Annotated in this window: 20 protein-coding genes; 7 read left to right on the forward strand and 13 right to left on the reverse strand. The window is 72.4% G+C overall.

From position 1 onward, the window contains the following. Nucleotides 1-68: 68 nt before the first annotated feature. The 5 genes from ACFXGN_RS29855 to ACFXGN_RS29875 form a co-directional block, all read right to left on the reverse strand. A complete protein-coding gene (locus ACFXGN_RS29855) occupies nt 69-650 on the reverse strand; it encodes a TetR family transcriptional regulator (RefSeq protein ID WP_384865087.1) in 582 nt (193 codons plus the stop codon). Between the two features lie 353 nt (nt 651-1,003). Next, a complete protein-coding gene (locus ACFXGN_RS29860) occupies nt 1,004-1,144 on the reverse strand; it encodes a hypothetical protein (RefSeq protein ID WP_384865089.1) in 141 nt (46 codons plus the stop codon). A 347-nt stretch (nt 1,145-1,491) separates the two neighbouring features. Next, the gene (locus ACFXGN_RS29865) at nt 1,492-2,280 is read right to left on the reverse strand and encodes an SDR family NAD(P)-dependent oxidoreductase (RefSeq protein ID WP_384865090.1); all 789 of its coding nucleotides are present in this window, start codon (nt 2,278-2,280) and stop codon (nt 1,492-1,494) included. 92 nt (nt 2,281-2,372) lie between these two features. After that, nucleotides 2,373-3,236: an NAD(P)H-binding protein gene (locus ACFXGN_RS29870; RefSeq protein WP_384865091.1), complete on the reverse strand. Its 864-nt coding sequence runs from the start codon at nt 3,234-3,236 to the stop codon at nt 2,373-2,375. Next, nucleotides 3,233-3,862: a ScbR family autoregulator-binding transcription factor gene (locus ACFXGN_RS29875; RefSeq protein ID WP_384865093.1), complete on the reverse strand. Its 630-nt coding sequence runs from the start codon at nt 3,860-3,862 to the stop codon at nt 3,233-3,235. Before ACFXGN_RS29875 ends, ACFXGN_RS29870 begins: the two co-directional genes overlap by 4 nt. 92 nt (nt 3,863-3,954) lie before the next feature. Between ACFXGN_RS29875 and ACFXGN_RS29880 the strand changes: the two genes are divergently transcribed. Next, nucleotides 3,955-4,974, forward strand: coding sequence for a ScbA/BarX family gamma-butyrolactone biosynthesis protein (locus ACFXGN_RS29880; RefSeq protein ID WP_384865095.1), 1,020 nt, complete (start codon nt 3,955-3,957; stop codon nt 4,972-4,974). Between the two features lie 241 nt (nt 4,975-5,215). Here the strand turns inward: ACFXGN_RS29880 and ACFXGN_RS29885 are convergent, their stop codons facing one another. Both ACFXGN_RS29885 and ACFXGN_RS29890 read right to left on the reverse strand, forming a co-directional pair. Then, nucleotides 5,216-6,814 carry an MDR family MFS transporter gene (locus tag ACFXGN_RS29885; protein ID WP_384865153.1) on the reverse strand — a complete coding sequence of 533 codons (1,599 nt, stop codon included), beginning with the start codon at nt 6,812-6,814 and terminating at the stop codon, nt 5,216-5,218. A gap of 118 nt (nt 6,815-6,932) precedes the next feature. Further along, nucleotides 6,933-7,655: a TetR family transcriptional regulator gene (locus ACFXGN_RS29890; protein ID WP_384865097.1), complete on the reverse strand. Its 723-nt coding sequence runs from the start codon at nt 7,653-7,655 to the stop codon at nt 6,933-6,935. Between the two features lie 343 nt (nt 7,656-7,998). Between ACFXGN_RS29890 and ACFXGN_RS29895 the strand changes: the two genes are divergently transcribed. The 4 genes from ACFXGN_RS29895 to ACFXGN_RS29910 all read left to right on the forward strand — a co-directional run bounded on the left by ACFXGN_RS29895 (nt 7,999) and on the right by ACFXGN_RS29910 (nt 13,211). Then, nucleotides 7,999-9,675, forward strand: a complete 1,677-nt coding sequence (locus ACFXGN_RS29895; RefSeq protein ID WP_384865099.1) for an FAD-dependent oxidoreductase — start codon at nt 7,999-8,001, stop codon at nt 9,673-9,675. Beyond that, nucleotides 9,672-11,147 carry an ATP-binding protein gene (locus ACFXGN_RS29900; protein ID WP_384865101.1) on the forward strand — a complete coding sequence of 492 codons (1,476 nt, stop codon included), beginning with the start codon at nt 9,672-9,674 and terminating at the stop codon, nt 11,145-11,147. Before ACFXGN_RS29895 ends, ACFXGN_RS29900 begins: the two co-directional genes overlap by 4 nt. Continuing rightward, nucleotides 11,144-11,497 carry a UBP-type zinc finger domain-containing protein gene (locus ACFXGN_RS29905; protein ID WP_384865103.1) on the forward strand — a complete coding sequence of 118 codons (354 nt, stop codon included), beginning with the start codon at nt 11,144-11,146 and terminating at the stop codon, nt 11,495-11,497. The genes ACFXGN_RS29900 and ACFXGN_RS29905 overlap by 4 nt, the downstream gene beginning before the upstream one ends. Before the next feature lie 295 nt (nt 11,498-11,792). Next, a complete protein-coding gene (locus ACFXGN_RS29910) occupies nt 11,793-13,211 on the forward strand; it encodes a cellulose binding domain-containing protein (protein WP_384865105.1) in 1,419 nt (472 codons plus the stop codon). Nucleotides 13,212-13,321: 110 nt separating this feature from the next. Here the strand turns inward: ACFXGN_RS29910 and ACFXGN_RS29915 are convergent, their stop codons facing one another. After that, nucleotides 13,322-13,867, reverse strand: coding sequence for an EF-hand domain-containing protein (locus ACFXGN_RS29915; protein ID WP_384865106.1), 546 nt, complete (start codon nt 13,865-13,867; stop codon nt 13,322-13,324). A gap of 347 nt (nt 13,868-14,214) precedes the next feature. On the opposite strand from ACFXGN_RS29915, the gene ACFXGN_RS29920 reads away from it, so the two are divergent. Then, complete coding sequence (locus tag ACFXGN_RS29920; RefSeq protein WP_384865108.1) at nt 14,215-15,429, forward strand: cytochrome P450; 1,215 nt, start codon at nt 14,215-14,217, stop codon at nt 15,427-15,429. A gap of 203 nt (nt 15,430-15,632) precedes the next feature. On the opposite strand, the gene ACFXGN_RS29925 is transcribed toward ACFXGN_RS29920, so the two are convergent. Then, nucleotides 15,633-16,466 carry an NAD(P)H-binding protein gene (locus tag ACFXGN_RS29925; protein WP_384865109.1) on the reverse strand — a complete coding sequence of 278 codons (834 nt, stop codon included), beginning with the start codon at nt 16,464-16,466 and terminating at the stop codon, nt 15,633-15,635. 820 nt (nt 16,467-17,286) lie between these two features. Here ACFXGN_RS29925 and ACFXGN_RS29930 point away from each other — a divergent pair. Next, nucleotides 17,287-17,478, forward strand: a complete 192-nt coding sequence (locus ACFXGN_RS29930; protein WP_384865111.1) for a hypothetical protein — start codon at nt 17,287-17,289, stop codon at nt 17,476-17,478. Between the two features lie 42 nt (nt 17,479-17,520). Here the strand turns inward: ACFXGN_RS29930 and ACFXGN_RS29935 are convergent, their stop codons facing one another. The 4 genes from ACFXGN_RS29935 to ACFXGN_RS29950 form a co-directional block, all read right to left on the reverse strand. Further along, entirely contained in the window at nt 17,521-18,045 is a 525-nt protein-coding gene (locus tag ACFXGN_RS29935) for a hypothetical protein (RefSeq protein ID WP_384865112.1), read from the reverse strand. After that, a complete protein-coding gene (locus tag ACFXGN_RS29940; protein WP_384865114.1) occupies nt 18,042-18,644 on the reverse strand; it encodes a matrixin family metalloprotease in 603 nt (200 codons plus the stop codon). Before ACFXGN_RS29940 ends, ACFXGN_RS29935 begins: the two co-directional genes overlap by 4 nt. A 32-nt stretch (nt 18,645-18,676) precedes the next feature. Next, nucleotides 18,677-19,696 carry a helix-turn-helix domain-containing protein gene (locus tag ACFXGN_RS29945; RefSeq protein ID WP_384865116.1) on the reverse strand — a complete coding sequence of 340 codons (1,020 nt, stop codon included), beginning with the start codon at nt 19,694-19,696 and terminating at the stop codon, nt 18,677-18,679. 248 nt (nt 19,697-19,944) lie between these two features. After that, complete coding sequence (locus tag ACFXGN_RS29950) at nt 19,945-20,775, reverse strand: S1 RNA-binding domain-containing protein (RefSeq protein WP_384865118.1); 831 nt, start codon at nt 20,773-20,775, stop codon at nt 19,945-19,947. Nucleotides 20,776-20,789: the final 14 nt, after the last annotated feature.

Genomic DNA, 20,789 nt, shown 5'->3' on the forward strand with positions numbered 1-20,789 from the left:
GGGCGGCTCGTCGCCCGCCCGGGTGCCGCGCGACCGACCCGCGACCGGTGTCCGGTGAGGCCGGGTGCTCAGCGCGGGTCCGCGGCCAGACCGCTGAGGGCGGCGCGCCAGACCTCGGCGAAGTCCGAGTCCGTCGAGACCCCTTCGGCGGCGGCCCTCCGGGCTTCCGTCGCGGCGCCCTCCACCACGTACATGATGAGGCGCGCGGCGGTGGTCAGCCGTACCTCGGCGGCCAGGGCACCGGTGGCGGAGGCCCTCTCCAGGAGTCTCAGGACGTCCGCGCGGAAGACGGCGAGCCAGCCGGAGGCGACCTGCCCCTCCTGGACCAGGCGTACGGCGGCCCGGGTGAGGGCGCTGTCCCGCAGGGCCGTCGCCACCTGGAGTACGAGGAGGGAGAGTTCGGGCAGCGGCCCGGCGGTGTCGGAGCGGGCGGTGCTGACGCGTCGCAGTTCGCCCATGCCCTCGTCCACCACTTCCGACGCCAGTATCGCCTTGCATCGGAAGTGGAAGGTGAGGGCCCCGAGCGTGACGTTCGCCTCCGCGCAGACGCTGTTGAGCGTCGTACCGTCGTAGCCGTGCTGGTCGAAGTGGTGTGCTGCTGCCAGGACGAGGTTCGCACGGGTGCTCGCGGCTCGTTCGCTGTTCTTCATGATGGGGCCTCGGGAATCGCGACGACAATGAGGGCACGGGCCGACCCGCCGGAAACGGAATCCAGATGGGCCGCTCGGGCCGCATCGGGTCCCTTCAGTAACCGGGCCGGATCAGGGAGCGCTGTCTGATGCCGTGCGTCGCGGGGCGGGGCGGCGGACCGGTGCCGGACTCCCCCGCGAGGCGGAGGGGCGGTAGCGGGCCGCACCCCGCCGGGGCAACGGAGAAGAGGCCGTCGCCCTTCATCAAGCGCTCTCCGAATGTCTTCTCCAAGGTGGCGGGGGCCCCGGCGCCGCCGTGGGGCCGCCGCGACTCTGGTGTGGTGGCGGAGGGCGGGCGCCGATCCACCGGACGGTCACTTCGCGTGCGCCGACGATCCCGCCGGGCCGGATGGCGTGTCCTCGGGGACGCTCCGGCCGCCCCGGTCGGTGAGGACGGGCCGGTCGGTGAGAACGGGCCAGGCGGTGAGGACGGGCCGGGCCGGGTACGAGAGCATCCGACGTCGGCCTCGACGCGCGGTCCCCCCTGGTCGCGGGGGAATCCGGACCGCGCGCCGGGCCCGACCGCCTTCGGCCCCGCGCCGGCCCCGTACCTGGGGGCGGGCCCGCCGAACCGGCCGGGTCTTCCCCGGTCCCCCACCACACCTCGGCTGCCGCTTGTCGAGACGAGGCCAGTCAGGTCCCTCACGTACCGTCCCCAGGTGTTACTGCCCGCGGCCGCGGGCGGCGCGGTCCCGCGGCGGCGGCTCGACGGGCGGTCTGACCATACGGTGAGCATCGGGTGAGGAGCACGAGAACGAGGGAAACCCGAAACGTTCTGGGCAAGTCCGCTGGTGCGGTGGGGTTACCGGGCGGTCCATCCTCCGTCGACCGGGACGACGGCACCCGTGGTGAACGACGAGCGGTCCGAGCAGAGCCAGGCGGCCGTCTGCGCGATCTCGACGGGGTCCGCCAGGCGCTGTTGGATGGCGCGCTCGGTGAAGGGGGCGAAGAGCGCGGGCGTGTCGGAGAGCACCTGGTCCATCAGCTCGGTCCGGGTGCTGCCGACGGCGAGCGCGTTGACGCGGATGCGGTGCCGTACGTACTCGTCGGCCGCGGCCCTGCTCAAGCCGATGACGGCGTGTTTGGCCGCGATGTAGGGGGACGAGGCCCCGGTCGCGCGGACTCCGGCGACGCTCGACGTGTTCACGATCGCACCACCGTGTTCGAGCATCACGGCGATCTGTGCCCGCATCGCGTTCCACACGCCCCGGGCGTTGACGTCCATGATGCGGTCGTACTCGTCGTCGCCCATCAGGTGCATCGGCGTACCCGTGGAGGTCCATCCCGCGTTGTTGAAGGCGGCGTCGAGACCGCCGAAGGTCTCGACCGCCGTCCGTACCGCGGCGCGCATGTCCTCGGCGCGGGTCACGTCGGCCACCACCGCGACGGCCCGCCCGCCCGCCTCTTCGATCCTGGCCACGACGGCCAGCAACCGGTCCTCACGACGGGCCGTCAGGACGACCCGGGCGCCCTCCCGCGAGAAGAGCTCCGCCGCCGCGGCCCCGATTCCGCTGCTCGCTCCGGTGATCATGACCGTCTTGCCCTGCAACAGGCCCTGTGTGGACAGGGGGCTCGCCGAGGTGTGCGTCATGTCTCGTCCTCCTTCGGTACGACCAGTGCGAAAGATCGCCGTCCTGGGCGGAATCGGGCCTGCGGGCCCGCTGGTTCCCGGTGTCCGCCGACTCACGCGAAGCGGTCCCGGTGGTCGGCCGCCCACTGGGCGAAGGTGGTGGCGGGCCTTCCGGTGAGTCGCTCGACGGTGTCCGTGGTCCGGGCCTTGGCACCGGCGAGCTGCCGTCCGGCGCTCGCGATCAGGGCGTCGGCCATCGCCGGTGAGTACCGGCGCGCGTAGCGCGTGTGCGCTTCCTCGGGGGTGAGTTCCCGGCAGACGAGGGGGCGTCCCAGCACTTGGGACAGCACTGCCGACTGTTCGTGGGCCGAGAGCGGTTGGGGGCCGGTGAGCTGGTACGACCGGAAGTGGTGCCCGGTGTCGCCCAGGACCAGGGCGGACACCTCCGCGATGTCCTCGGGCGCGACGCACGCGTTGCGGCTGTGGGGGTGTAACGCGTGGGTGGTGGAGCCGCTGCGGATGTCCGGCGCCCAGCCCAGGGCGTGGGACATGAAGGAGCGCGGCTGGATCATGGTCCAGGGGATGCCGCTCGCCCTGACGCGCTCCTCGTTGCCGCGCTGCCACTCGGTGATCAGGTCGTGGGCCGCGCTGTCGCGCACCGCCGCCGCGGAGAGCTTGACGATGTGCCCCACCGATGCCTCGACGGCGGCTCGCACCACGTTCCGGTCGTGTTCGGGGCGGGTGGGGTCGTTGGTCACGACGAAGAGGGCGTCGGCGCCCCGGAACACGTCGACGAGGCTCTCGTAGACGTCGTAGTCACAGGTGACGTGCGTGACACCGGGGCGCCGCGCCCCGGGTCGCGCCGTACGGCTGGTGAGGACGATCCGGTGACGGGGCGCCAGGTGCCGGGCCACCAGCGAGGCGATCTGACCCGTGGCCCCGGTGAGGACGATGCGCCGGGCCGCGGGCGCTGTCACGATCTCGGCGTGGGGATGCGCGTGGGGCCGACGTGGATGTCGCCCACCACCGACTCGGAAGCGACGCTGGGCAACAGCAGATCCCACATGTCGCAGACCCGCTCGGTGAGATCGACGCGCTTGGTGGCGAGGTTCGAGTAGACCTGCATCCCGGTGCAGGCGCCGACGACGAAGCGGGCCAGCCGCTCGGGGCAAGTGCCCTCGCGGAGTTCGCCGTTACATCGGGCCTCGTCGAGATGGCCGCACATGAGTGCCCGCCACTCCTCGAAGGAGGTGGCGTCGTTCATGCCGTGGCTGCCCTGCTCTATGGCCAGCCTGACTCCCGCGCGCAGGATCGGATCGCGCTTCATGCGGTCCGCCCACACCAGGGTGATGTCCACCAGGCGCTGGAGTCCGGTCGATTCGAGGTGGGGCTCTATCGTCGTCGGCTGAGCGTTCATCAGGGCTTCGGCCAGCCCCTGCTTCGAGCCGAAATGGAAGTAGAGCGCGCCGAGCGTGAGCCCCGCCCGCTCCACGATCTGGGTCACCGCCGCCCGCTCGTATCCGGCCTCGTCGAAGACCTCGGCCGCCGCCAGCAGGACCCTCTGCCGTGTCCGAGTGGCCCGCTCCGCCTTGACAGATGACACTCTGCATCACTCCTCGACAGACATAGATAACGTACTTTATGTTAGCCGGACCGCCGCTACGCAGGCCATCGATCCAGGGGGAAAGCGCCGGCATGTCCAACGTTCAAGGCTCAGGACACGACAGATCGCGGGTCGCCGGGAAGGTTCCCCAGGAACTCGTCCACAAGCGCGCGTCCACCGAGGTGCTCCTCACCGGTTGGGCCACGCACGAGGGCGACCGGCACACGGTCCACGCCCGGTGGCCCCGCTGCCACACCTTCTACCGGCCCCGCAACCAGCGCTTCGACTCCCTGCTCTTCGTCGAGACGGTGCGTCAGACGTTCCCGCTGCTGTCCCATGCCGCGTACGGCGTGCCCTTCGGCAGCCATCTGGTCTGGGACGACTTCAGTTTCGAGGTCGAGCCGCAGGCCATGCTGCTCTCGCAGGCCCAGGCCGATGTGGTCCTGGACATCAGGTGCGACGACGTCCGGCTCAGGAGGGGCTGCCTGGTCTCGATGACCATGCACGCGGACGTCCGTCTGAACGGACGTCAGGTCGGCCGGGCCCGTACCCGGTTCACCAACCACTCCCCCGCCGTCTACCGCCGATTACGCGGCGAGCACGACCTCGCCGAAGTGCGCCGCCGGGCCTTGCCGCCGCTGCCTCCCCTGCCGCCCGCCAGCGTCGGGCACTGGCGGTCCGAGAACGTGGTGCTCGCCGGTACCGGACGCGCCGACCGCTGGCAGTTGCGCGTCGATCTGGACCACACCGTCCTGTTCGACCACCCGGTCGACCACGCTCCCGGAATGCTTCTCCTGGAAGCCCTGCGCCAGGCCGCCCACGTGGCCTCGCCCACCACGGACACCACGGACACCATGGTGACGGGCATGTCCGTGTCCTTCGAAGGCTGGGTGGAACTGGACGCCCCCGCCTGGGTCTCCGTCACACCGCTGCGCCCCGGCGTGCTGAAGGCCGTCATCGAGCAGGACCACGGCACCTGTCTCACCGCCGAGGTCACGATCGGCAGCGTGCCGGTCCCGACGGGCCGCCCGCACGGTTCGGACCCCGCCGCCCTCGAACTGGCGTCGGCAGGTCCGGCCCCCCTCCCGAACCAACCGTTCCCACTCTGCTGACCCTGCTGACCCTGCTGACGGGCAAGCCCGGCACGCCGACGGCCGCTCCGCGGCGCGTGGCCGTCGGGCCCGGCGCCCGAGCGGGCCCCTCGCCGGAAGTCACCGTCCACGGGGCCGGCGGTCCGGGACGAAGGGCGGCGCTCCCCGACGCACCGGGTGGTGCGGGCATGACCACGGCCTCCCCCACGTGTGCTGTGGGAGAGGCCGCAGGCCGTGGGCGGGCAGGTGCCGCCCGGGGTTCTCAGCTCTTCTCGGTGGGCGTGACCACGGCTCCCGCCTTCACCGGGGACACCTCGGCCGGGTCCGCGTGCCCGACCGCGCCGGACTCCTCGGCGAGGCGTTCCATGCCGCTGGTGGTCTTCAGCGGCTTCTCCTTGACGAACAGGACCGCGATCACCGCCAGGAGCGCGAAGGGGGTGGCGACGAGGAAGAGTTCGCCGGTGGCGACGCCGTAGGCGTGCTCGACGATCTCCCGGATCGGCGCGGGCAGGGTCGTCATGTCCGGCATCGCGCCGTGCCCGGCCGCGCCCGGGGCGGCGGGGACGCCCGCCTCCCGGAGGCCCTCGCTCATCTCCGCGGCCACCCGGCTGGCGAGGATCGCGCCGAGGACGCTGGTGCCGATGGTGCCGCCGAGGCTGCGGAAGAAGGAGAGGACGGAGGTGGCCGCGCCGAGTTCGGAGGCGGCCACGTCGTTCTGCGCTGCCAGGACCAGGTTCTGCATCAACATGCCGACGCCGACGCCCATGACCGCCATGTAGCAGCTGAGCAGGCCGAAGTGGGTGTCGGCGCCGATCGTGGCGAGGAGACCGAGACCGGCGGTCATCAGGATGCCGCCGGTGACGAGGTAGACCTTCCAGCGGCCGGTCCTGCTGATGATCTGTCCGGCGACGGTGGAGGAGACCAGCAGTCCGAGGATCATGGGCAGACTCATCAGGCCCGCGACCGTCGGGGACTTGCCGAGCGCGATCTGGAAGTACTGGGAGAGGAAGACGGTGCCGCCGAACATGGCGAGACCGACGAAGAAGCTGGCGACGGTGGTGAGCGTCACCGTGCGGTTGCGGAAGATGCCGAGCGGGATGATCGGCTCGGACACCCGGGACTCGACGAACACGGCGGCGGCGAGCAGGACCGCCCCGCCGCCGGTCAGGGCCGCGGTCTGCCAGGAGGCCCAGTCGAAGCTGTTGCCCGCCAGCGTGACCCAGACGAGGAGCGCGCAGACACCGGCGACGAGGAGGAAGGCGCCCAGGTAGTCGATCTTCGCCTCGCGGCGGACCACGGGCAGCTTCAGGGTGCGCTGGAGCAGCGCGATGGCGAAGAGCGCGAAGGGGACGCCGATGAAGAAGCACCAGCGCCAGCCGAGCCAGGAGGTGTCGACGAGGACGCCGCCGATGAGCGGTCCCGCGACGGTGCCGACGGCGAAGACGGCGCCGAACATTCCGGCGTACTTGCCGAGCCTGCGGGGCGGGATGATCGCCGCCATCACGACCTGGGCGAGGGCGGTCAGGCCGCCCGCGCCGATGCCCTGGACGACACGGCTGAAGATCAGCAGGTCGACGTCGTGGGAGAACCCGGCCAGCAGCGAGCCGACCACGAACAGGCCGAGGGAGATCTGCAGGAGCAGCTTCTGGTTGTAGAGGTCGGCCAGCTTGCCCCACAGCGGCACCGTCGCGGTCATGGCGAGCAGTTCGGCGGTGACGACCCAGGTGTACGAGGACTGGCTGGCGCCGAGGTCGGCCATGATCCGGGGCAGGGCGTTGGCGACCACGGTTCCGGCCAGGATGGACACGAACATGCCCGCCATCAGGCCGGACATGGCCTGGAGTATCTGCCGGTCCGACATGGAGGTCGGGGACGCCTGGACCGGCGCCGCTGTTGAGTTCACAGCTTCCTTCTCGGTTGTTTCGTTCGGTCGGAGGGCCGTCCGCGCGCGGGCGGGCGGGCGGCTCCGGGGGATCCGTTCAGCGGGCGGGCCGGACGTGGTCGTCCGGTGCGGGGGCCGACGTTCTGAACGGGGGTTCGGGGAAGCCCGCGGCGAGGTGTTCGAACGTCTCGCGGAAGACGTCGGCGAAAGCCGCCTCGGTCTGGCGTACGCACCAGTGCTCGACCGCGACGCGGACGGCGGTGCCGCCGACGGCGGCCAGGAGCCTGGGGTACAGGGCCAGGGCGCGCCTGCGGTCCTGTTCCGCCGGGGAGGCGTGGGCGGGTCGGTCCTCGTCGAAGAGGGGGGAGCCCGCGCCGACGCGTTCGGCGAGCGTCTCGGCGAGGAGGAGTTCGTCGCTCATGTGGGCGCCGAGGGTCCGTGCGAGCAGTGGGGGGTTCTTGCCGAGGACTTCCGCGTGCAGTCGCCACAGCTCCTGTTGCTGTTCGACCTCCTGCAGCTCGGCGGCCAGGGCCTCGCGCAGTGCTTCCAGGGGGGACAGCTCGGCGGGGGCCGCGAGGACGGCTCGGCGGACGCGGACGCCGGATTCCGCGCCGATCATCACGAAGACCTCGTCGCGGGAGTCGAAGTAGTTGAAGAACGTCCGTGTGGACACCCCGGCCGCCGCGCTGACGGCGTCGACGGTGACGTTCTCGACTCCGTGCTCGGCCGCCAGGCGTACGGCGGCTTCCACCAGAGCGGAACGGGTCGCCTTCTTCTTGCGTTCTCTGAGCCCGCCGCGAGCGGGCACCCCCTCTGCCATGCGTGCATGGTACGCAAAAATGCAGACTCTGCAAAAAGTATTCAGGGGTCTCGCCCGGCGGACACCGGGGTCCGCGCGCACGATCCGGTAGCCGCCGCCGGAGGGGAGCCGGGCGGCCCGGAGCCTGGCGGGTGCCCCGCGCGTCCGCACCGCCGCGCCTCGGACCGTGGCCGCACCACCGCGCGCTCCGTCCGTCGGGGCGGGTCCGGGCCGACGCTCCGTCGGGGCGGGTCCAGGCCGACGCTCCGTCGGGGCGGGTCCGGGCCATCGAACCTACGATGGAGCTTGAGCCGGTGGGCAGCTCGCCGGGCCGGCCGTCCGGAGCGCACAGGGCGGAGCACGCATGGCACAGGCCACCGACGCAGCCCGTACCGTCATCCTGACGGTGGACGACGACCCGGGAGTCTCCCGCTCCATCGCCCGTGACCTGCGGCGTCACTACGGCGGCGACTACCGGATCGTGCGCGCGGAGTCCGGCGAGTCCGCTCTCGACGCGCTGCGGGAGCTGAAGCTGCGGGGTGATCTGGTGGCGGTGATCCTGGCCGACTACCGGATGCCCCGGATGAACGGCATCGAGTTCCTGGAGCGGGCGATCGGCGTCTATCCGGGGGCCCGCCGGGTGCTCCTGACGGCGTACGCCGACACCGACGCGGCGATCGACGCGATCAACGTCGTCGACCTCGACCACTATCTGCTCAAACCGTGGGACCCGCCGGAGGAGAAGCTCTATCCGGTCCTCGACGACCTGCTCAGCGTCTGGCGCTCCAGCGACTACCGGCCGGTTCCGGCCACCAAGATGGTGGGGCACCGCTGGTCGGCGCAGTCCTCGCGGGTACGGGAGTTCCTGGCCCGCAACCAGGTGCCGTACCGCTGGTACGCGTCCGACGAGCCGGAGGGCAGAAGGCTTCTGGAGGCCGCCGGGGCCGACGGTCACCGGCTGCCCCTGGTGCTCGCCCCGGACGGCGCGGTCCTGATCGAGCCGGAGGCGCCGGAGCTGGCCGCCCATGTGGGGCTCGCGACGACTCCGGCCGCCGCGTTCTACGACCTGGTCGTGGTCGGCGGCGGCCCGGCCGGGCTCGGCGCCGCCGTGTACGGGGCGTCCGAGGGGCTCCGTACGGTGCTGGTGGAGCGGTCGGCGACCGGCGGGCAGGCCGGGCAGAGTTCCCGGATCGAGAACTACCTGGGTTTCCCGGACGGCGTATCGGGGGCGCAGCTGACCGATCGTGCCCGCCGTCAGGCGAACCGTTTCGGTGCGGAGATCCTCACCGCGCGGGAGGTCACCGGTCTCGACGCGAGCGGTGCGGCGCGGATCGTGCGGTTCTCCGACGGTTCCGAGGTCGCCGCGCACAGCGTCATCCTGGCCACCGGCGTGTCGTACCGGCAGTTGCTGGCGCCGGGCTGCGAGGACCTGACCGGACGGGGCGTGTACTACGGCTCCTCGCTCACCGAGGCGGCCTCCTGCGAGGGGCAGGACGTGTACGTCGTCGGCGGGGCAAATTCGGCCGGACAGGCGGCGGTGTTCCTGTCCCGGGGCGCGAAGTCGGTGACGCTCCTCGTGCGCGGGGAGTCGCTGGCGGCGTCGATGTCGTACTACCTGATCCAGCAGATCGAGGAGGCGCCGAACATCACCGTGCGGCCCCGGACCGTCGTGGAGGCGGCGCACGGCGAGGAGCACCTGGAGCGGCTGACGCTGCGGGACGCGGCGTCCGGCGGGAGCGAGACGGTCGACGCCCAGTGGATGTTCGTCTTCATCGGCGCCGCCCCGCTGACCGGGTGGCTCGACGGGACGGTGCTCCGCGACGAGCACGGGTTCATCCTGGCCGGGCCCGATCTGACGCCGGACGGGCGACCGCCGGGCGAGTGGGAACTCGACCGGCCGCCGTACCACCTGGAGACCAGTGTCCCGGGTGTTTTCGTGGCCGGGGACGCGCGCTCGCAGTCGGCGAAGCGGGTGGCCTCGGCGGTCGGAGAGGGAGCCATGGCCGTGATGCTCGTCCACCGTTATCTGGAGCAGTCGTGAGCGCCCGGGAGACGCCCTGCGACCCCTGTGAGATCGGCTCGCTGTTCCTGTTCGAGAAGCTCTCCCCGGAACAGCTCGACCGGTTGTGCGCGGAGGGGCGGGTGGAGCGGTCCGAGCCGGGTCCGGTGTACGCCGAGGGCGATCCGGCCACGTGCTTCTACGTGATGATCGAGGGGACCGTCGTACTGTCCCGGCGGGTCGGCGGCGACGACGTGGAGGTCGGCCGCACCTCGCAGCGGGGCGTGTACGCGGGGGCGATGCAGGCGTATCTGGGCGACCAGGTGCCGCAGACGTACACCAATTCGATGCGGGTGACGGAGCCGACGCGGTTCTTCGTCCTGCCCGCCGAGTCGTTCGCGGCCGTCATGCGGGAGTGGTTCCCGATGGCGGCGCACCTCCTGGAGGGGCTGTTCTTCGGCTCCAAGAACACCCAGCGGGCCGTGGGCCAGCGCGAACGTCTGCTCGCGCTCGGTTCGCTGGCCGCCGGACTCACCCATGAGCTGAACAATCCGGCCGCGGCTGCCGTACGAGCCACGGCCGCCCTGCGCGAGCGGGTCGGCAAGATGCGGCACAAGCTGGCGGTCATCGCCCAGGGCCCCTACTCGCGCGAGGCCCTCGCCGGGCTCATCGAGATCCAGGAGCGGACCGCCGAGCGGGTCGCCAAGGCGTCGGCGCTGACGCCGCTGGAGGCCGCCGACCGGGAGGACGAGCTGGCCGACTGGCTCGACGACCACGGCATCCGGGAGGGCTGGCGGATCGCGCCGGTCTTCGTGCAGGCCGGGCTGGACACCGAGTGGCTGGAGCAGGTCGCGGCGACGGTCGACGAGGACATCCTGCCGGGGGCCGTCGGCTGGCTGAACTACACGGTCGAGACCGAGCTGCTGATGGACGAGATCGACGACTCCACCGGCCGCATCTCCCATCTGGTGGACGCGGCGAAGCAGTACGCGCAGCTCGACCGCGCTCCGCACCGTGACGTCGACGTCCATGAACTCCTCGACAGCACGCTGCTGATGCTGTCCGCGAAGATCGGTCCACGCGTGCGCGTGGTCAAGGAGTACGACCGTTCGCTGCCGGAGGTGCCCGCCTATCCGGCGGAGCTGAACCAGGTGTGGACGAACCTCATCGACAACGCGGTGGCGGCGATCGGCAGCGGCGGCGGGGACGGGACCCTGACGGTCCGTACGGCCCGGGAGGGCGACCGGCTGCTGGTGGAGTTCCGGGACACCGGACCCGGTGTCCCGGAGGAGATCCGGGGCCGTGTCTTCGACCCCTTCTTCACGACCAAGCCGGTCGGGGAGGGCACCGGTCTGGGTCTCGACATCTCCTGGCGGATCGTCGTCGACAAGCACCACGGGAGCCTCCAGGTCGAGTCCGTCCCGGGCGACACCCGTTTCCAGGTGCTGCTGCCGCTGACCGCACCGGAGCCCGACACCGACAGCGGCACCCCCACGGCCGAGGAGCCCGTATGACCGAGATCGAGGGAATCGACCCGAGCGTCCCGCCGAGCGGCACCGGCTGCGTCGAGTGCGACGAACGGGGCGGCTGGTGGTTCCATCTGCGGCGCTGCGCCCAGTGCGGCCACATCGGCTGCTGCGACTCGTCGCCGGGGCAGCACGCCACCGGACACTGGAAGTCCACCGGACATCCGCTCGTACAGACCTTCGAGCCGGGCGAGGCCTGGTTCTGGAACTACGCCACGAACGACCTGTACGACTCCGGACCGGCGCTGGCGGCTCCCGGCGACCACCCGGCCGACCAGTCGGCGCCCGGACCCGCCGACCGCGTTCCGAGGGACTGGCAGGCCCGGCTCCATCCCTGAGCCCCGCGCACACGCACACGCCGAGGCCCGGCGGGACCGCTTCCCGCCGGGCCTCGGCGTTCCCGTCTTCCGCCGGACCGCGGGGAAGTGGTGCCCCGCGGAGGTCGACAGCCCCGGAAGCGCGTCCCCCCACCCCAACCCGAAGCAATTTCAATCAAGTTGATCTCATCATCTGTCAAAACCTCGACTGTTTGAGTAGGTTCTGCGTAACCCATAGGTCTATACCTATCGGTTGTCTGCTCGCTCCCGTACCACCGTTCACCGCACAGGACTACCGTTCAGGAGAGACAGCACCATGCGAAGAACCCCCCACCAGCGGCTGCGCACCGCCGCCGCCGGAATCCTCGCCACCGGGCTCGCCGCGCTCGGTCTCGCGGCCCTCCCCGCCGCCGCGAACGCCGCCGCCGACAGCGCCGCCCCGGTGCTCACCGTGCAGTACCGCACCGGCGTCACCGGTGCCACCGCCGGTCAGACCGCGCCCTGGCTGACCGTCCGCAACACCGGCTCCGCCCCGGTCCGGCTCGCCGACGTGAAACTCCGCTACTACTTCAGCGCCGACGCGCCGGGCGCCGCGTACCGCTTCGCCTGCGACTGGGCCGTACGCGGCTGCGCCAACGTCACCGGGACCTTCGGGACGCTCGTCCCCGGCACGCCCACCGCCGACCGCTATCTGGAGATCGGCTTCACCGCCGCCGCCGGGTCCCTCGCGCCCGGCGCGACCAGTGGTGACCTGCAACTCCGCTTCCACCGCGCCGACTGGAGCCAGCTCCGGCAGAGCGACGACCACTCCTTCGGCCCGGACCGCACCTCGTACGCGGACTGGACCAAGGTCACCGCCCACCACGCGGGCGGCCTCGTCTGGGGCACCGCCCCCGGCGGCCCGGTCGTGGACCCGCCGCCCACCCGGGCCCTCTTCGACGACTTCGTCTACACCGCTCACGACGACCCCCGGCTCGGCGCCAACGGCTGGATGGTGCGCAGTTGGGGCGGCGGCCCGGGTGTCCCGGGCGCCACGTGGGCGCCGGGGAACGTCACCTTCGGCACCGACGGCGGCGCCTCGGTGCTGAAGCTGCGCACCGAGACGACGGGCACCGCCGCGACCACCCGTCAGGCGGAGATCTCCACCACGACGATGAAGTTCCGCAAGGGCACCTACGCGGCCCGGGTCAAGTTCAGCGACGCGCCCGTGCAGGGCCCCGACGGCGACCACGTCATCCAGACCTTCTTCGCCATCAACGACCTCAAGGCCCCCATGGCGGACGACTACGCCGAGTACGACTTCGAGTACCTGCCCAACGGCGGCTGGGGCGAGACCGGGAACACCCTCTTCACCACCTCCTGGGACACGTACGACTCCACCGGGGTCCAGCCGCCGGTGAACACCCACACCGCCGACCGGACGGGTTACGCGGGCTGGCACGATCTCGTCCTCACCATCGACGACACCGACATCCGCTACTACGTCGACGGCCGCCTCTTCGCCACCCACGGCGCGGCCTACCTGCCCGAACGCGGAATGCTGATCGCCTTCAACCAGTGGCTCACCAGCCTCGCCGGCCAGCCCGACACCACCACCGCCCGCAGCTACGAGCAGGCCGTGGACTACGTCCTGCACGTCCAGGACCAGGTCCTGACCCCGGCCCAGGTCAACGAGCGGGTCCTCTCGTACCGCACGGCGGGCCGCACCTTCGAGGACACCGTCCCGGCGTCCTGACGCACCACCGCTCCCCCGCCGGGGGCGGCGGCAGGCTCCGGCCGCCGCCCCCGGCGGGGCGGGACGGCGAGCGGGAGCAGCCCCGCCGCCCGGCCCGACCGGCGGGGCCGTCAGGCGCCCGCCGGTACCGGGCCGCACAGGTGATTGCCCGGTTCGGCCGGGTCGTCGCTGATCCAGAACTGGGTCCACAGGCCGGTGAACTCCGCGCGGCCGAGATAGCCGTCGCCGTCCTGGTCCAGCCGGTCGAAGACTCCGGCGGTGTCCACGCTCTCACCGTGCCAGGTGTCGACCAGGCTCTGGTGTTCGGCCGGGGAGATGCGGCCGTCGCCGTTCTCGTCGACGGCGTCGAAAACGGTCTCGGCGGTGACGGCGACGACTTCGCGCAGCGCGGGCAGCAGGTCCACCATGGCGAGGATCTCGTCGAAGTCGACCCTGCCGTCCCCGTCCGTGTCCACATGGGCCGCCAGATGGTCCCACCAGCCGAGCATGACCCGCTCCACGCGGTCGGCCAGTTCCGATCCCGGCCGTACGCGCGGCAGCGCCTTCCAGCGTTCCGCGAGGGCCCGGAAGTCGCGCTGGTCCAGATAGCCGTTCCCGTCGGCGTCGAAGGCGTGGAACATGCGGGACAGCTTGACGCGCTGGAAGTCACTCGCCATGGTCGGCCCTTCTGTCGGGTGCCCCGCGATCCTGCCCGCGAGCGGTCCCGCGCCAACGGCGCCCGGTGGCGCGAGGGGGCGCGCCCGACCCACGCGCGCCCCGCCTCACGCCCGCCCCCTCCCCCACACGTACGCGGCGCTCCTCGGCAGGGCCGGGAGGGCTTCGACGGCGGCCGAGTCCGCCGGGCGGTCTTCCCACGGCGCCCGTCGGAGCGCACAATTCGTGGCAGTGCGTGGCTTCCCCGACAGAACGAGGCCGGTCGCCTCGGCGGGAAGCCCTTCGTGGTTTCTCCAGTGAGGGGAGCACCGCCATGCCGTCTCCATCCGTTCCCGGGCCGCGTTGCCCGATGCTCGATCCCACCGGCAGCGCGCTGTACGCGGAGGCAGCCGTGCTGCGCGCGCGGGGCCCCGCCGTGCGCGTCGAGCTTCCGGGGGGCGTGTTCGCGTGGTCCGTGACGCGGCGCGGCGTCATCCAGGCCCTGACCACCGATCCGCGCGTGTCGCGGGACTTCCGCAGGCACTGGCCGGGCGCCGCCGACGCTCCCGAGGGGTGGGCCCTGGCCCCCCTCACCTTCCAGGACAGCTTCTTCAACCTGTACGGGGCGGACCACCGCAAGTCCCGGAGCCGGATCGCGCCGACGTTCTCGCCCCGGCGGGTCGACCGGATGCGTCCTCAGGTGCAGGCGACCGCGGACCGTCTGGTGGCGGCGCTCGCCGCGCTGCCGCCGGGCGAGAGCGTGGATCTGCGGCAGGCCCTTTCGCTGCCGCTCACGATGACGGTCATCTGCGATCTGGTCGGGGTGCCCGCCCATCTGCGGCCGGGGATGGGCCGGGTGATGGACGCCACGCTCGACTCCACCCTCGACCCGAAGGACGCGCTGGCCGCGGGGAACGAACTCATCGAGCGCGTCTCGGAGTTCATCGCCTACAAGCGGGCCCACCCGGCGTCCGACCTGACCACGGACCTCCTGCTGTCCGACGCGCCGGGTCAGGAGCCGCTGTCCGACTCCGTGCTGGTCGGCACGTTGTTCGCGATGATCAGCGCGGGCTACGAGACCGCCGTCAATCTGATCACCAGTGCCGTCCAGGCCCTGCTGACCCACCCCGAGCACCTCGCCCGCGTCCGCGAGGGCACGATTGGCTGGGACGAGGTGGTCGAGGAGACGCTGCGGTTCGAGGGCCCGGTCATGCACCTTCCGCTGCGGTACGCGATCGAGGACATCGACCTCGGCGAAGGCGTCGTGATCGAGAAGGGCGAGGCGATCATCATCGGTTTCGCCGCGGCCGGTCGGGACCCGGAGGTCCACCCGGACGACCCCGACGCCTTCGATCCCACCCGTACGGACAAGGCGCACCTCGCGTTCGGCTTCGGGCCCCACTTCTGCATCGGGGCGCATCTCGCGCGTCTGGAGGCGGACGTGGCCCTGACCACGCTCTTCACCCGGTTGCCCGCGCTCTCCCTCGCCGATCCCGACCGGCGGCCGGCCCGTCTCCCCTCGATGATCATCAACGGTCCGGCAGGGCTCGACGTCGTTCCCCGGCCCAAGACCGGCACGGACTGAGCCCGCCCCGGGCGGCCGGTCGGTGGCCGTGCCGCTCGGACACCGGCCGGGCCGCACCGCTCCCCCGCCGGGCCGGTTCCGGCCGCCGGTCCCGTACCGCGTGAGGACCGGCGGGGGCGTCTCGGGTGACGCCCCGCCCATCCGAAGGCCACCCGGACCGGGCCGTCGTACGCCGGTACGGGGGCGCCCCATGGCCTGGGCGGTCAGCGGAACGCGGGGGCGTTCTCCTCGGCCCACTGACGGAACGTCCGGGCGGGGGCTCCGGTGACCCGGGTGACCGTGTCGCGCACGGCCAGCAGCTCGTCGTTGACGTCCCCGCCCGTGAGGTCGAGCACCGCGTCCGCGGCTTCGGGCCCGAAGACCGCGACCATCCGCGCGCGGGCCCGCTCGCGGCTGATCTCGGCGAACGGGATCTCCCGGCCGAGCGCCTCCGCGAGGGCCGCGACCTGCTGTCGGGGGCTCACCCGCTCCGGTCCCGTCAAGGCGTGGACACGGCCGTGGTGGCCGGGCTCGGTCAGTGCCACCCTGGCCACCGACGCGATGTCGGCCGGATGGATCGTGGGCAGCGCGACCTCCGCGTACGGGGCTTCGACGGTCCCGCGCCCACGGACGGCCGACGCCCACATCAGGGTGTTCGAGGCGAACTGGGTCGGCCGCAGCACCGTCCAGGCCATGCCGGTGTCCTTGAGCAGTTCCTCGACCGCCAGGTTCCCGGCGGCGGGACCCAGGTGAGGATGCGTCTGGACGGTGATGGAGGACACCAGCACCACATGTCCGACACCCGCTCGGCGGGCGGCTTCGAGGGCGCCGGCGGCGGGCGCGAGACCCGACAGGAGGAACAGCGAACGCACACCGGCGAGCGCCCGGTCCAGTGACGCGGGGCTCCCGAGGTCGCCCTCCACGACCTCGACCCCTCCGGGGAACACCGCCCGCGCCGCCTGCCTGGTCAGCCCCCGCAGCGGCCCGGCACCCCGCGCGTGCAGCTCCTTCAGCAGCGCGCTTCCGGTGGTGCCGGTGGCTCCGGTCACGAGAATCATGGACGCCTTCTTCCGTCGTCGGACGATCAACGGGACGACACGCTAGGAACTCAAGCGCGCTTCAGGTCAAGGACGAGCGACCACCGCGCGAAACGGGAGCGGCCGTAGCCCCGGCCGGGCAACCGGAAGGATCATGCGGTCGCCCTCGGCCACGGGCCGCCTCCAGGAGGCCACGCGGAGGGTCCGTACGCCGATATTCGCCAAGTCGCTGCCGGAACCCCTCGGAGAGCGCTCCCCTCGCCTCGGGGACAAGGGCTGCGCCGCCTCGGGGACAGGGTCTGCGCCGAGGAGCGGTCCCGCCGGATCACCTACCGGGACGGGAACCCGGAACCGGACGACCGGCCGGTCGTCCGGTGGACCTCGGTGTTCCGGGTGTTCCCGGCCGGGGCTCCGGGGGTCGCGTCGGGCTCGCGGACCGGCCGCGGCCCGTACGCGCTCCACCGGGCTCCCGCCCCTGGCCTGTTCGGCCCCGCCCGCTCGGGCCCGAACGGCACCGCTCGACGACGCAGCGCCCGTCCGCCCTCCACCGCCGGGGTGAACGGGTCCCCCCTCCGGCATGACTTCGCCCCGGCCGGGCCCAGGCCCCGGTGGCGACGGTCACCCGTCGACGGCGCCCGAACGCGCTTCCGGGCAGCGGTCCTCGGCCGCTGGAGCCGCTCCCTTCAGCACCGGCATCCGGCCCAGGACCCCGACCGGCCGCCCGAGGAGCGCCCCTGCGGCGCGTCCCCGGAGCGCCCGGCCGGTGCACCCGGCCGGTGCACCCGGCCGGTGCGCCGGAAATCCCGGGGCGATTGTCGGACCCCACCCGTACGGTGTTCCCATGCACACCATCGTCGGTCTCCCCCGTCACGCGCCCGCGGCATCCTGGGTCAACACCCGGATCAGGGAGCTGATGGACGAGCCGCGCAGCGAGCGCCGCACGGCCGAGTACCGGCGTCTGCTGGGGCTGTGGGCCGAAGCGGTCGAAGGGGCCCCCGCCGGGCGCGCCCCGGAATTCGTGACCGCGGCCTGAGAGACGGCTCCTGACCGTCCGTCGGACGGACGGCCCTCCCCCTCAGCAGCCCCCGCCCGCGCAGGGGCCCGACCGTCCGGACGGCTCCCGGTCGGCCACCAGCGGCAGGGCCACCGCCTCCTCCCAGGCCGCCAGTTGCCCGGCGTCCACCGGCCGCATCTCCCCCTTGAAGAGCTGCGCGTGCCCGTCCCCGGCCACGTCCGTCCACGCGTGGGTCGCGAACACGTACGTCCCGCCCGCCTCCAGCCACTCCGGCCCCGCGTCCTCCGGGGCGTACGTCACCCGTACCGTGCCCCGCAGGCTCCCGCGCAACGCCGAGACGACCTCGACCCGGTAGACGCCCTGCTCCCACCCCTCGATCTCCCGCAGTTCCTCGAACGCCCGCACGGTGCCGGTGAAGACGTTCTCCGCCTGCGGAGCCGTGCTCGCCGGGTCCGTCGCGTCGTACCCGCGCAGCGCCTCGGGGCGGGTCCGGGGCTCGGTGTACTCCTGGAGGCCGATCCAACTGCCCACCGTGACCACGGCGGCCGTCAGTCCGCCGACGAGCATTCCCACGGTCCTGTTCATCGTGACCTGCCCCAGAGCGCGTGGTAGTTGCCGATGTCCCGCGAAGTCGGTGCGTCGATCCGGTCCGCCGCGAGGTCGTCGTAGTCCGACCACATCAGGGACCGGTAGGACAGCGGTTTGTGGCAGAAGCCGAGGGCATGGCCCATCTCGTGCGCGGCGACCCTCCGCCGGTGTTCCGTCCTGCCCAATGGTCTCCCCTCCCCCAGATAGGCGGCGTTGAGTTCGATCGTGTCCGTGCCGCTCCGCCCGGCCCACCGTCCGTAGACGTCCTTCCACTCGCCCGATGTGCTGTCGGCGTCCCGCCACACGAGGTCGGCCCATGTCGTGGCGTCGTCCGGCCGGATCTTCACCCGGGTGAGCGAACCCGCCGACCAGAGCCGGTGGGCGGTTCTCAGCGCGTCGTCGAACCGGGTCTCGTCGTCCCAGGCGATCTCGGTGCCGTCCACCGACGAGCGGCCCCGCGCGTCGCTGCGGCCGTCCTTGCACGTCGCGGGGGTGGCGGCGCGGGCCGGGAGGGAGGCCGCGCGGACCGGGGCGGGCAGCGCGAGCAGTACGGCCGCGGCCGACGCGGCGGTCAGAGCTAAGGCGTTCGTCCTCATGGTCAGCAGACCATAGCGGCCCGTAGCCCTACTTATGGGACATCCCGTGCGGGCCGGGCCGGGGACGGAACCCGGCCGTCCCGACCGGTGTTCAGCGCGCGGAACTCGGTGGGGCTGAGTCCGTACGCCTCACGGAAGGCACGGCTGAAGACCGCCGGACCGCTGAAACCCCAGCGTGCGGCGACGGACTGCACGGGCAGGGCGAGGAGTTCGGGGCGGGCCAGGTCGTCGCGGCAGCGCTCCAGGCGCCGACGGCGCAGATGGCCCCGGACGGTCTCTCCGCCGCCGTGGGCCTGGAAGAGCAGGTGGAGCGTCCGTACGGAGATGTGGTGTCCGGCGGCGACGGCCGCCGGGGTGAGGGCGGGATCGTCCAAGTGGGCCTCGACGAACGCGCGAACCCGCTGGAAGAGGGCACGGGCGCGGACCTCGGCGGGGAGGTCCTCCTCCGCTCCGGAGCCCTGGGCGAGGCAGGCGGCCACGAGGTCGACGACGACGGAACCGAGCCGCGCCAGGTCCATGGGCGCGCACTCGTCGGCGTGCCGGTCGAGGGAATCCAGGAAGGCGGCCAGTACGGCCCCGACCCCGTGTGTTCCGGGAATCCTGCTGGCGAGCATCCGGTCGATCCGCTGGGACGGCAACGGCACCGCGTCACGGGGCAGTTGGAGCATGGTCAGCTGGACCGGTCCCGACTCCACGGGCATGGCCGCGTCGGAGGGCCGCGAGGTGTCCCAGAACACGAGGTCGCCCACTCCGACCGCGCAGTCGTTGCGGTGCTGGGACAGGACGGTGGTACCGCGCCGGATCAGCCCCACCTGGTACTGCTCGGGGTCGCCGCGCCGGATCAGCGCGGGAGTGCGCCGCGACCGCAGGGGCGAGAAGGCGAACCGTGCGACACGGACGCCCTGGAGATCCATTACGGACGCCTCGGCCTCGAAGTGCTCCGTCCGTTCGCTGCTGAGCGCGGTGGGCATCACCTCCCGCGCGATCAGATCGGCGAACCAGTCGAAACGTTCCCGCTCGGGGAGTTCCGCTGTCGAGACCCTTGACCACATCTCGGTGTCCCCTCCATCGGTCGCTCTGTCGGGAGCCAGGATGCAGTGGCGCGAACACGTTTGTCGCGGAGTTCGCGGACCGGCGTGGTGAGCGGGGACGCGGCGGCTCCGCTCCCCCGCTCACCACGCCGGAGTCCGCTGACGGCCGGAGCGTGACCGGCCGCTGCGGGCGGCCCGCCGCACCGCCGAGCACCGCCGAGGGACCGGGCCGACGGGACGGTCCAGGTCGGTCGGGGGCCGGTCCCGGGTCAGTCGGGGGCCGGGGACGCGGGTCGTCGGGAGAGGAGCAGTCTGCGCCGCTCGCGGTCGATCTCGGTGACGACGACCGCGATCTCGTCGCCGACCCGCGCGGGCGGCCCAGGCGCCCCTCCGGATGTCCCGGTGCCGTGCTGATGCGGGATCAGCCCCTCCGTACCGTCGCCCACGTGGACGAAGACACCGAACGGGACCAGCCTGACGACCCGGCCCCGTAGCACGTCGCCCACCGTGGCCTTGTCGGCGAAGGTCTGGAACGGGTCGGGCCGGGTGGCTCGCAGCGACAGTCTGGCCTCTCCGTTCGTCGTGTCGAAGGAGAGGAACGCGCAGGTGACGCGCTCCCCCACCCGGACGACGTCCGTCGCGTCCTCGAAGTGCCGCCAGGACAGCTCGGGCAGGGTGATGAACCCGACGCCGGGGAAGACCGGGTGGCTCGGGCCTTCGTCCAGCGCCACGAAGACGCCGAACCGTTCGATCGACGCGATCCGTCCCGAGAGGAGGTCCCCGGTGCGGAGGGAGTCGAGGAACGCCCAGAGTCCGGGGTTCTCCGTGGCGGTCGTGGCCAGCCACACGCGCCCGTGGTCCGGGTCGACGCCGATCACCCGCGCGGTGATCCGCTCCCCCACCCGTGCCGTCGCGCGGGCGAACCTGACCCAGGAGAGGTCCAGCGGCCCCACGAACCCCAGCGGGCGGGCGGCGAATCCGTCCAGGGTCACCGCCAGACCCTGTCGGGTCACCGCCGCCACGGTCCCCTCGCAGAGATCACCAACGCGCAGCGCGGCCAGGAAAGCACAGGAGAACTCTTCGTCAGACACCCCGCCCATGGCGCCCACCCTCT

The sequence above is a fragment of the Streptomyces sp. NPDC059247 genome, from assembly GCF_042754005.1.
In the GTDB taxonomy this organism is placed as follows: domain Bacteria; phylum Actinomycetota; class Actinomycetes; order Streptomycetales; family Streptomycetaceae; genus Streptomyces.

What these genes read in the sequence shown, in the direction of transcription:
- ACFXGN_RS29855 (WP_384865087.1), bottom strand. Translation starts at nt 650, where the DNA reads ATGAAGAACAGCGAACGAGCCGCGAGCACCCGTGCGAACCTCGTCCTG.
- ACFXGN_RS29860 (WP_384865089.1), bottom strand. Translation starts at nt 1,144, where the DNA reads ATGCTCTCGTACCCGGCCCGGCCCGTCCTCACCGCCTGGCCCGTTCTC.
- ACFXGN_RS29865 (WP_384865090.1), bottom strand. Translation starts at nt 2,280, where the DNA reads ATGACGCACACCTCGGCGAGCCCCCTGTCCACACAGGGCCTGTTGCAG.
- ACFXGN_RS29880 (WP_384865095.1), top strand. Translation starts at nt 3,955, where the DNA reads ATGTCCAACGTTCAAGGCTCAGGACACGACAGATCGCGGGTCGCCGGG.
- ACFXGN_RS29885 (WP_384865153.1), bottom strand. Translation starts at nt 6,814, where the DNA reads ATGTCGGACCGGCAGATACTCCAGGCCATGTCCGGCCTGATGGCGGGC.
- ACFXGN_RS29890 (WP_384865097.1), bottom strand. Translation starts at nt 7,655, where the DNA reads ATGGCAGAGGGGGTGCCCGCTCGCGGCGGGCTCAGAGAACGCAAGAAG.
- ACFXGN_RS29895 (WP_384865099.1), top strand. Translation starts at nt 7,999, where the DNA reads ATGGCACAGGCCACCGACGCAGCCCGTACCGTCATCCTGACGGTGGAC.
- ACFXGN_RS29905 (WP_384865103.1), top strand. Translation starts at nt 11,144, where the DNA reads ATGACCGAGATCGAGGGAATCGACCCGAGCGTCCCGCCGAGCGGCACC.
- ACFXGN_RS29910 (WP_384865105.1), top strand. Translation starts at nt 11,793, where the DNA reads ATGCGAAGAACCCCCCACCAGCGGCTGCGCACCGCCGCCGCCGGAATC.
- ACFXGN_RS29915 (WP_384865106.1), bottom strand. Translation starts at nt 13,867, where the DNA reads ATGGCGAGTGACTTCCAGCGCGTCAAGCTGTCCCGCATGTTCCACGCC.
- ACFXGN_RS29920 (WP_384865108.1), top strand. Translation starts at nt 14,215, where the DNA reads ATGCTCGATCCCACCGGCAGCGCGCTGTACGCGGAGGCAGCCGTGCTG.
- ACFXGN_RS29925 (WP_384865109.1), bottom strand. Translation starts at nt 16,466, where the DNA reads ATGATTCTCGTGACCGGAGCCACCGGCACCACCGGAAGCGCGCTGCTG.
- ACFXGN_RS29930 (WP_384865111.1), top strand. Translation starts at nt 17,287, where the DNA reads ATGCACACCATCGTCGGTCTCCCCCGTCACGCGCCCGCGGCATCCTGG.
- ACFXGN_RS29935 (WP_384865112.1), bottom strand. Translation starts at nt 18,045, where the DNA reads ATGAACAGGACCGTGGGAATGCTCGTCGGCGGACTGACGGCCGCCGTG.
- ACFXGN_RS29940 (WP_384865114.1), bottom strand. Translation starts at nt 18,644, where the DNA reads ATGAGGACGAACGCCTTAGCTCTGACCGCCGCGTCGGCCGCGGCCGTA.
- ACFXGN_RS29945 (WP_384865116.1), bottom strand. Translation starts at nt 19,696, where the DNA reads ATGTGGTCAAGGGTCTCGACAGCGGAACTCCCCGAGCGGGAACGTTTC.
- ACFXGN_RS29950 (WP_384865118.1), bottom strand. Translation starts at nt 20,775, where the DNA reads ATGGGCGGGGTGTCTGACGAAGAGTTCTCCTGTGCTTTCCTGGCCGCG.